Here is an 8,831-nt window from a genome sequence, read left to right as displayed (position 1 = left end):
CCCCGTCCCAGAAAACTCATTGGGTGGGCGGAAAAGTAGTCAAAAAAGCCCCGTCCCAAATTAGCTGCCCTGCAGTTGACGGCATCTAAAAGAAACGGGCCCGCATCCCTGGGAGATACGGGCCCGTAAAAGCCAATGGTAGGGGCGGTGGGACTCGAACCCACAATCCTTGCGGCGAGAGATTTTAAGTCTCCTGCGTATGCCAATTCCGCCACGCCCCCGTGAGACTAGAAGTCTAGCACAAGCCGCCCGTTACGCGTTGACAGCCATCGAGTGCTGGCCCGACTTTTCCAAGTACTCGGCAAACTTGGCCTCGTCGCCCTTGTTCTTGTACTGCAGGGCCAGCAGGTACTCCAGGCGGCAGCGCTTGACCGGGTCGTCGCCGACATCCTCGAGCATGCGCTCCAGTTCGGGAATGTCGTTGTGGCGCTTGAGGATCATCGTGTCGTACATCAGCTGACACTCGTGCGCGACTGCCTCGGCCTGACCGCCCTCAAAGCCCTTGATCTCGTGCAGCAACTCCTTGGACTTTTTGCGGTCCTCCTGGCCAACGTAGTAGTTAAAGGCCTTGATCACCAGGTCGACGCGCTGCATCTTGGGCAGGTTGAGCCCCAGCAGCAGGTCGAACATCTCGTTGGCGTGCTCGTGGTCCTCGCGCAGCAGATAGGAGTTCAGGCGCAGGTAGTCGCGGTTGTAGCGCGGGTACAGCATGCTGGTGAGCTTGCCGTCGAGCAAACGATCGAACTCGTCCCACTGTTTGGCGGCCATCAACTGCTGCAGGCGCTTAAACGTGGTGCGTTTTTTGATGCTAAAGAACACCGACACGGCGATACAGATAACAACGACGGCGGTCCAGAGTGTGCGGGAATCGGGCATATTGAGCTCCTCGGTCGCTCATAAAACAGGCGGTATGACAACACGTACTAGATGTATTATACGCAGCGCGCAGGCAAACTGGTACAAAAGTGCATCGAGGCCGAGCACCATCGCTCGCTGCGGTACACTTACCTAAAGTAAACCATGAAGGGAGACATTACCTATGAAGAAGATCGTTTTGGCTTGCGGTGCTGGCGCTGCTACTTCCACGCTCGTTGCCCAGAAGGTCGCTACCATGCTCGACGCCAACGGTTATGCCGGCAAGTATGAGATCGTGCAGTGCGCCATCTCCGAGGCCAAGGACGCTTGCGACGAAGGCGCCGACCTGCTGATCGCCACCACCGTTGCCCCCGAGGGCCTCACCTGCCCGTACGTGAGCGGCGTGCCCTTCATGACCGGCATGAACCGCGTTGCTGCCGAGAAGGCCGTTCTCGACGTCATGGCTCAGTAGGCGCTGCCTGTATGAATGAGCAGAACGCCAATCCGGTCGAGCTCTTTGGCATGCGCGTCGCCCATGTGGGCATCAACGCCGCCGACCCGGCAGACGCCTTGGAGATCGCGGAGCTGTTCTCGACGATGATGGGCTTGCCCGTTATCGAGACCCCGGTTTCGTACTTTAACGATTCGCTGATCGAGGTCATGAAGCAGAACGGTCGTGGCACCAAGGGCCACATCGGCTTTGCCGTCAACGACATCGATGCGGCCGAGAAGTGGTTTGCCGAGCGTGGGCTCGAGGTTAACGAGGAGTCGCGCGCGCTGCTGCCCGACGGTTCTACCAAGCTCGTGTACTTTAAGCGCGAGTTCGCCGGCTTCGCCGTGCATCTGTGTCGCGAGTAGCGCACAAACTGCCATAACGAACAAAAGGGATAGGGCCGCATGGCCTTATCCCTTTTTTACGCCGAGGGGCTTCCTACCGTGGCAGGCGAATCGTAAAGCGGCTGCCGACGCCTTCGACCGAGGTCACGCCAATAACGCCGCCATGGCTATCGACAATCCACTTGGCAATGGCAAGCCCCAGACCCGAGCCCTGCGCGCCGGCATCGCGTGCGTTGTCGGCACGGTAGAACCGTTCAAACGCGTGAGCTGCGGATTCCTGATTCATGCCGATACCCTCGTCCTCAACACTTATGTCGATCGCGCCCGTGCCCGTATCCTGCGCTACGCCAAAGGTGATGGACGTGCCCGCGTCCGAATACTTGGCGGCGTTTTGCACGATCACGCGCAGGGCCTGCTTCATGAGCGCCACGTCGACAGAAGCATCGCAGCGCGGGTCGCTGGCGAGCGCAGTGTCGTACGCCAGCCGATACGTGTGCTCGGCATCGATCATCTGCGATTCCTCGCACACCTCGCCGACCAGTGCGGCCAGGTTGGTGTCCACGCGCCTCAGTACGGTGCGGCCGGCATCGCCGCGCGCCAAAAACAGCAGCTGCTCCACGAGCTCTTGCATGTGCTCGCTTTCGGCCTTGAGGGACGCGATGGATTCTGTCAGCACGTCCGGGTCGTCTTTGCCCCAGCGGTCGAGCATGTTCACGTAGCCCTGAATCACCGCGATGGGCGTGCGCAGCTCGTGGCTCGCATCGTTGACAAAGCGCATCTGCTGTAGCTTGGCCTCTTGCATCTGGCGCAGCAGGCGGTTGAGCGCGACCTCGATGCTCGCCAGGTCGGCGTCGCCGGTGGTGACGCTCGGCGAGTCGACACTCGCGCGTTCGATTGCCTGCTCCAGCGTTTCCATCTTGCCGCCGGAGAGCTGCATGCGGCCGAGCTCGTCCACGCGCAGGGCCAGGTCGTTGAGCGGTGCCATGGTGCGGCGCACGCGGCGAGCGCCGCTGAGCATGTTGAGCACGCTGATGACTTGCCCTCCCGCAACGACAAGATAGAGGGGCCACAGCGCGATGAGGTCCTGCGCGAGGGGGAAGGTCTTGGTGGTGCGCGCAAGCTCGACGGTATAGGTGAGCGTGGCCAGGTCCAAGCCGCGCGCGGGCGCGAACGACATGCCGTGAACGGTGGCGCCGGGGATCCAGCCTGCGGTAAACGCGCCGTCGGGCAGCGTCTGGTTGTAGCCATAGACCAGGATCGCCGCCGCAACAACCAGCAGCCACAGATCGAGCCAGACGTAGCTCATCAGGCGGCGCCACATGTAGCTCCAGTTGATGGCGCGGGCAATGGAGGTGACGCGCTTGGTCTCGGCGTTATGCGCGGCAGACATAGCCCACCCCGCGCACGGTCTGGATGATGCGGGCGCCGCCGGCGTCTTCAATCTTGGCGCGTAGGTGCGCGATGTGCACGTCGACGTTGTTGGTGTCGCCTACGTATTCGTAGCCCAGCGCCTCGTGCGCGATGCGCTCGCGCGTGAGCACGGTGCCGGCATGCGCCATAAGCAGGGCGAGGACGTCGAACTCTCGGGCCGTGAGCACAACGGGCGATCCGCCGACGGTGACTTCGCGGCGGTCGGGATCGAGCACAACCGATCCCACGGTGAGCGTAGCGGGGGAGGGCGAGGCGGATGCCTGGGTCGAGTCGCCAGCCGGGGGTATCGCAGCGGCGTTCCCGGCCGCGTCGCTCGCCGCGCCCGTCCCGATGCCGCCAACGCTCGAAGCCGTCCGCATGGCCTCCGAGCGCTTCAGCGCCACGCGGATCCGTGCGAACAGCTCCTCAATCGCAAACGGCTTGGTCAGGTAATCGTCGGCGCCGGCGTCGAGCCCGGCTACCTTGTCCATCACGGCATCGCGCGCGGTGACCATGATCACCGGCACATCCTTGTGCTTGCGCACGCGCCGCAGCACCTCCATACCGTTGAGCTGCGGCAGCAGCACGTCGAGCAGAATCAGATCGTAGTCGCGCTCCAGCGCCAGGTCGACGGCGGTGCGGCCGTCGGCGGCGTGCTCCACCTGGTAGCCCTCGTGCTCCAGCTCGAGCGTCACAAAGCGGGCGATTTTCTCCTCGTCCTCTACGATCAGGATTCGTGCCATGCGTGCCCCCGTCTGCGATTACTTGTCGTCGTTCAGATTTTGCTTGATATCGTCTGCGGCATCGGCGGCGTGATTCATCAGGTTGTTGATGCTGCCGGGCACGTCGCCGTCGCTATCGATGCGGTAACGCATGCCAAAGAACAGACCGATCAGCATCAGCCATATCGTGGCGCCCCAGGCAAACAAGGCGACGATGGGAATCAGGATGGGGATGTTAAGGATGATCGCATCGCGGCGCGTGGCGATAAACTTGGTGTCCAGGCTCAGGCGGAAGAGCTTTTTGAGGTACTCCCACACGCTGTCCATCTTCTTGGAGAAGTCGGTCTTTTCGCTCGACTTCTCGTAGGCGGCCTGCGCGGCGACCATCTCGGCCGAGGGCTCATCTACCGGCTCGGACTCGGTGGCGGCGTGCGCCGACGTGGTCTGGGTCTTGCCTTGCGACTCGAGCCAAATAATGGCGTCCAAAACGTTGCCGTCGGCGGCATCGAGTGCTGCCTTGGCATCGGTGTAACTCACGTTGCACTTGGTGCGGATGGTTTCAACTTTTTCGAGGTCGTCCATGACCTGTCCTTTCGTTCGATGGGCGCGACGCCGGGCGATTTGCCCGGGCGCGAGCGTTGCGTTCGGCGGCCTGCGTCGCGCGCCGCCGCCCCGCCCTCTGTCGAACTCTATAGTGCAGGTTATAGATTAAGCGATTCTTGAGCCAAGATTAATGTTGGATGAGTTTTTGGGTGACGCGGAGGCGGCCTTTGAGGCAAGCGCAGGCCGAGCGGCTAGAGCCCAAGGGTAAATTTGTGTCCGCACGGCGAGATATACTTATTGTCAACGTTGAGGGCGCGTCAGGGCAAAGCTGCCTGGCGCCCGCGAAATCAGAGGGGCCGCCGTGCCGCATGGCGCAAACGAGTGGGGTCCCGACGCAAACAGGGGGTCATACGTGCATATCTACGCTATGAGCGACATTCACGGGTGCTTGGACGCCTTTAAGGCATCGCTTTCCACCGTCGACCTCGATACCGAGGATTCCAAGCTGGTTTTGCTTGGCGACTACTGCGACCGAGGCCCCGATTCACTCGGGGTCTTCGAGCTCGTCATGGACCTGCAAAAGCGCTACGGCGATCGCGTCGTGGCGCTGCGCGGCAACCACGAGGAGATGTTCCTCGAGTACATTGACGAGGTGAATGACCCCAATTTCACACAGGCATGGATACTTGCCGACAGCAATCTGGCAACGGCCAAGAGCTTCTTAGACGCCGAGGCATTCAAGCACGTTAAGCACCTTTTGAGGCTCAGGGAGTTCGAGGAGGCCTACGCCTTTACGGTTGAGCGCATAAAGGCCGAGCACGCGGACATCATCGCGTGGGTTCGCAAGCTCCCTTACTTTTACGAGAGCCCCTTCGGCCAGGTCTTTGTGCACGCCGGCGTTGACGAGGAAGCCGGGGAGGATTGGAAGCTTGGCACGGCTGTCGAGTCGTTAACCATGATGCCGCCCGATTACGCGGGGCGTGAGTTCTATCTGGATGTTATCGCCGGGCACATCAATACCGGGGCGGTCTCGGGCATTGCAGGCTATCGCGGTATCTGGCATGACGGGGCCAGCCATTTCTACATCGACGGGAACGTAGTTCAGCACGGCGAGGTCGTCGTGCTGAACTACGACTCAGAGACAGGGAAGTACAGCGGACAAGGGCTGGAGTAGGTTGGCGGGCGATTATTTGCCGGCTAATTTACGCAGTGCTTCTTCAAGCCATTCGTTCATTTTCTCAGAGCGGTATCTTTCAATCAGTTTGCCTTCCTTTGTATTAAAGCGAAGCTCAGTCTTGCCGGAGGTGCCGCAGTAAAACTGCAGTTCATCAGCATTGAAGTCTATCTTGTCCAATTTTTTAACATATTGATACAGGCAATGGTACTCGTGCTGCTCGTTGCTTAAGGCGTGCGCGACATCGAGGAATGCGAGCAGGGAAATGAGCGCGTGCCATTGCTGGTTTAATACTTGTTTGCCGCCCTCCTTAGTAAAGGGATCAAAGGCATCGATTTCTGCAACCATATCTTTACCGAAGTGAAAATGATAATGCTGTTGGGCGTCGGTGTGATGTTTGAGCACAAGATAGAAAGTAGCGTCATCTGCTGATGCTTTCTTGCCACTGTCTTTGCACCATTCATCCCATCTGCCTTCTTTCAGAGCAGATTCCATAGCATCGAGCTCACCGCGGTCAAGTTGATTCAGGGAGACTACTGCGTTGCCCAGCGCTTTGGCGGCGCTGTCTCCACTGCTGTATTTGGATTGTGCCTCGCAAAGATTGCACCATTCAATAAAGTCCTTGATGTCTATTGGGTTGGTACGAGGCTTTTCGGTCGGGGATGCACTGTTGCGCACACTGTCGACACGGTTGAAAAAGTCCTGGATATCGTTCAAATCGGCAAGCTGGGTTTCGTTCATATCTGGATTCCTTTCTTATCAGGAAATATGCCTCATTATAGGCATGCCTGCGGTCGTAGCGGCTGGGGGCGCCAGTGCTAGTGAGGGTTCCAGAGAAGGAAGCGGCGCGCCCTCGGGGCAGCAAAGAATCAAGGTCTAATACTTTTCCGAGAAGTGAAGGAGCTAAATCGGACCCCCGAAGCATCGACACTTTAGGAGTGCCGTTTCCTGCGGTTTCGGTGCTGGAATCCCGCGATTTTGCCGTCGAAAAATGCGGATGTTTCAGGGGTTCAAAAACAGCCGTTCACTTCTCGGGAAAAGTATTAGACCTCGACAGCGGGGGATGGGGTGCCGGTGTAAAACGGCCTCAAGGGTTGGTCGAGCAGGCTGTTTCTCCATTGATGTCCGCACGGCGTGTGACACTTACCCTGCCGCCCTGCTCTGCCGCGGCGGCATGTACCCGAACAGCGACCCTCTAAGGAGTTCGATATCGATGAGTGATAACACCAAGCATCTCGCAAAGAAGTGCGTCAAGGACGCGGGGCCGTGCCTCGTGCTGTGCCTTGCCGGCGCAGCGGTCGCGCTGTTGGCTGTTCTGGGGCCGTTCGACGTGCTCCGAAGTGCCGTCTCTCTACACATTAGCATGGCCCTTGCCGGCGCCATGATGACCGGCGGCGCGCTCGATCTGGTTTTTTGGGTGCATGACCCGTTTGGATGGAAGAACGAGGGGTAAGCCCTAAGGGATGGAAGGGCTGGAACGGTTGGCTTAGTGATCGTGCAGAATGCGGGCTAGCGACTTACGGGGAAGTGGTGATCCGATGACGGTCTATGTGACGGGCGATATTCACGGCGGCGTCGACATGCAAAAGCTGCGCGACTGGGATCTTGGGGATAGTTTGACGAGCGACGACTATCTCATCATCGCGGGCGACTTTGGCTTTCCGTGGGATTTCTCTGCCGAGGAATGTGCCGACATCGCTTGGCTGGAGTCGCGCCCCTATACCGTGCTATTCGTCGACGGCAACCACGAGCGTTTCGATTACTGGGCGGAGCGACCCATGGAGTTGTGGCACGGTGGGCTGACGCAGCGCCTGTCGGATACCTCTCCCATACGGCGCCTGACGCGCGGCGAGGTTTTTGAACTCGATGGCTCAACGATCTTTACCATGGGCGGTGCCACGAGTGTTGACAAGGAATACCGCATTCCGTATTCCAGCTGGTGGCCGCAGGAGCTGCCGGACGAGCGCAACTTTGAGGAGGCACGGACAAAGCTCGACAGCGTGGGCTGGAAGGTCGACTACGTAATCACCCACACCTGCTCCACGCGCATGCTTTCGTCCACGCTCTATCCGGCGTCCGGCTGGAATTGCCCCGCGGTTGATCGGCTTACAGCGTTTTTCGATGAGCTGGAAGATCGCCTGGACTACAAGCGCTGGTACTACGGCCATTTTCATCGCGACGCCAACCCGGCCGAGCGTCACACCGTGCTCTACGACTGCATCGTTCGTCTGGGCGACGAACTCCAGCCCTGGGATGTTGCGTAGGGGTGGGAATAGCGAGAACTTCATACGATACCTTGGGTAGTTACCCTACATTTCAGTAGTAATCTTTATTTGTAGGGTAACTTAGGGCATGCTGGGAGCTGGAGGAGATGTCGCCCGACGATCTAAAGTTTCAGCGCCATTCGGTTGGTGCCCGGTAGGGTGGCGAAGCCAAAATGTTCATAGAATGCTGCCGCCTCATCATCTACTGGATCGACAACTAAAGCTCGCGCTCCTGCTAGGGCAGAAATTTTCAAGGCGTTCTCGATGGCATCTTTGAGCAGTGAAGCTCCAAGACCAAGCCCCTTGAACTTCTCATCGACCCCCATCATTCCAAGCAGCACTGTGGGGACTTGGGAGGGGGAGTTTCGCACGAACCATCCTCCATCAACATTTTCGCGAGCCACGGAGTGCGTGCACAACGTATAAAACCCAGCGACTGCGCCGTCGCAATACGATGCGTATATAACTGCTGATCCTCTTCTTCGCGCCGAGGCTGATCTGTTTTTAGCCCATCCGTCTACAAGAGTATTTCCGCAGTGGAAAGCCTCGATGCCTTGGCCAACGGGGAGTTGAACGGGCTTGGTAAATGTGCTCATTCCCAAACCGCTTTACGGTCAAGCAGCGCTTTTGCGGCTTGGGGCATGGGGGAATCGAGCATTTCGCAAAATGCATCGAAACCATCAAGAGAAAGATAGGTTGTTGATGCCTCGGCGATATCACGTGCGGAGCTCTCGTCAAGGTGGGCTGTGGCCCATTGGGTGAGAGTTTGCCCGCGCAAGGCCGCGGCGCGCTCGTAAGTAAGGCGTTGACGTTCGGTCAACCTTAGATCCATACGGCGTTGTTTCTCAATCGTTGGCATGGCAAAAACCTCCTTGGCACAATTGTACGGAATTATTCCGTACATAACAAGACGCAGAATTATGTCCTCGTTGAAGGGGGGTGTTCCTATAGTTTTGTCAACTGGGAAATGCTCTCCGTGCGACCGAATCGCGGCATGCTGACGCCAAGCCATTAGGCCGGTGGGCT

General features: G+C 58.8%; 12 protein-coding genes and 1 tRNA gene. 5 read left to right on the top strand and 8 right to left on the bottom strand.

The window, feature by feature from the left end; translation table 11 throughout:
* Positions 1–136 precede the first annotated feature (136 nt).
* Positions 137–221, bottom strand: a tRNA-Leu gene (locus AQ996_RS08040).
* A gap of 31 nt (positions 222–252) precedes the next feature.
* Positions 253–876, bottom strand: coding sequence for a hypothetical protein (locus AQ996_RS08035; RefSeq protein WP_055252381.1), 624 nt, complete (start codon positions 874–876; stop codon positions 253–255).
* Positions 877–1,039: 163 nt separating this feature from the next.
* Here AQ996_RS08035 and AQ996_RS08030 point away from each other — a divergent pair, with 163 nt between their 5' ends.
* Together AQ996_RS08030 and AQ996_RS08025 are read left to right on the top strand one after the other, a co-directional pair.
* Complete coding sequence (locus AQ996_RS08030) at positions 1,040–1,327, top strand: PTS sugar transporter subunit IIB (protein WP_055252380.1); 288 nt, start codon at positions 1,040–1,042, stop codon at positions 1,325–1,327.
* An 11-nt stretch (positions 1,328–1,338) separates the two neighbouring features.
* A complete protein-coding gene (locus tag AQ996_RS08025) occupies positions 1,339–1,713 on the top strand; it encodes a VOC family protein (RefSeq protein ID WP_055252379.1) in 375 nt (124 codons plus the stop codon).
* Between the two features lie 73 nt (positions 1,714–1,786).
* Here the strand turns inward: AQ996_RS08025 and AQ996_RS08020 are convergent, their stop codons facing one another.
* From AQ996_RS08020 to AQ996_RS08010, 3 genes are read right to left on the bottom strand one after another with little or no spacing between them, the layout of a single operon-like run.
* Positions 1,787–3,082 carry a sensor histidine kinase gene (locus AQ996_RS08020; RefSeq protein ID WP_055252378.1) on the bottom strand — a complete coding sequence of 432 codons (1,296 nt, stop codon included), beginning with the start codon at positions 3,080–3,082 and terminating at the stop codon, positions 1,787–1,789.
* The gene (locus AQ996_RS08015; RefSeq protein ID WP_055252377.1) at positions 3,066–3,845 is read right to left on the bottom strand and encodes a response regulator transcription factor; all 780 of its coding nucleotides are present in this window, start codon (positions 3,843–3,845) and stop codon (positions 3,066–3,068) included. The genes AQ996_RS08020 and AQ996_RS08015 overlap by 17 nt, the downstream gene beginning before the upstream one ends.
* An 18-nt stretch (positions 3,846–3,863) precedes the next feature.
* Positions 3,864–4,406: a UBA domain-containing protein gene (locus tag AQ996_RS08010; protein ID WP_055252376.1), complete on the bottom strand. Its 543-nt coding sequence runs from the start codon at positions 4,404–4,406 to the stop codon at positions 3,864–3,866.
* A gap of 373 nt (positions 4,407–4,779) precedes the next feature.
* Between AQ996_RS08010 and AQ996_RS08005 the strand changes: the two genes are divergently transcribed.
* Complete coding sequence (locus AQ996_RS08005; RefSeq protein ID WP_148315912.1) at positions 4,780–5,541, top strand: metallophosphoesterase; 762 nt, start codon at positions 4,780–4,782, stop codon at positions 5,539–5,541.
* A gap of 12 nt (positions 5,542–5,553) precedes the next feature.
* Here the strand turns inward: AQ996_RS08005 and AQ996_RS08000 are convergent, their stop codons facing one another.
* On the bottom strand, positions 5,554–6,282 hold the full coding sequence (locus tag AQ996_RS08000) for a hypothetical protein (RefSeq protein ID WP_055252374.1): 729 nt from the start codon (positions 6,280–6,282) through the stop codon (positions 5,554–5,556).
* A gap of 472 nt (positions 6,283–6,754) precedes the next feature.
* Here AQ996_RS08000 and AQ996_RS07995 point away from each other — a divergent pair, with 472 nt between their 5' ends.
* Positions 6,755–6,994: a hypothetical protein gene (locus tag AQ996_RS07995; protein WP_055252373.1), complete on the top strand. Its 240-nt coding sequence runs from the start codon at positions 6,755–6,757 to the stop codon at positions 6,992–6,994.
* Positions 6,995–7,079: 85 nt separating this feature from the next.
* Complete coding sequence (locus AQ996_RS07990; RefSeq protein WP_055252372.1) at positions 7,080–7,805, top strand: metallophosphoesterase; 726 nt, start codon at positions 7,080–7,082, stop codon at positions 7,803–7,805.
* Between the two features lie 122 nt (positions 7,806–7,927).
* Here the strand turns inward: AQ996_RS07990 and AQ996_RS07985 are convergent, their stop codons facing one another.
* Entirely contained in the window at positions 7,928–8,401 is a 474-nt protein-coding gene (locus tag AQ996_RS07985) for a GNAT family N-acetyltransferase (RefSeq protein WP_082435587.1), read from the bottom strand.
* Positions 8,398–8,831 (bottom strand): type II toxin-antitoxin system TacA family antitoxin (locus AQ996_RS10020; protein ID WP_055252370.1); only part of this gene is annotated, 434 nt, incomplete at its 5' end. The genes AQ996_RS07985 and AQ996_RS10020, both read right to left, overlap by 4 nt.

The sequence above is a fragment of the Collinsella aerofaciens genome (assembly GCF_001404695.1).
Taxonomy (GTDB): Bacteria; Actinomycetota; Coriobacteriia; order Coriobacteriales; family Coriobacteriaceae; genus Collinsella; species Collinsella aerofaciens_E.
This window is presented reverse-complemented; position numbering and strand designations above follow the sequence as displayed.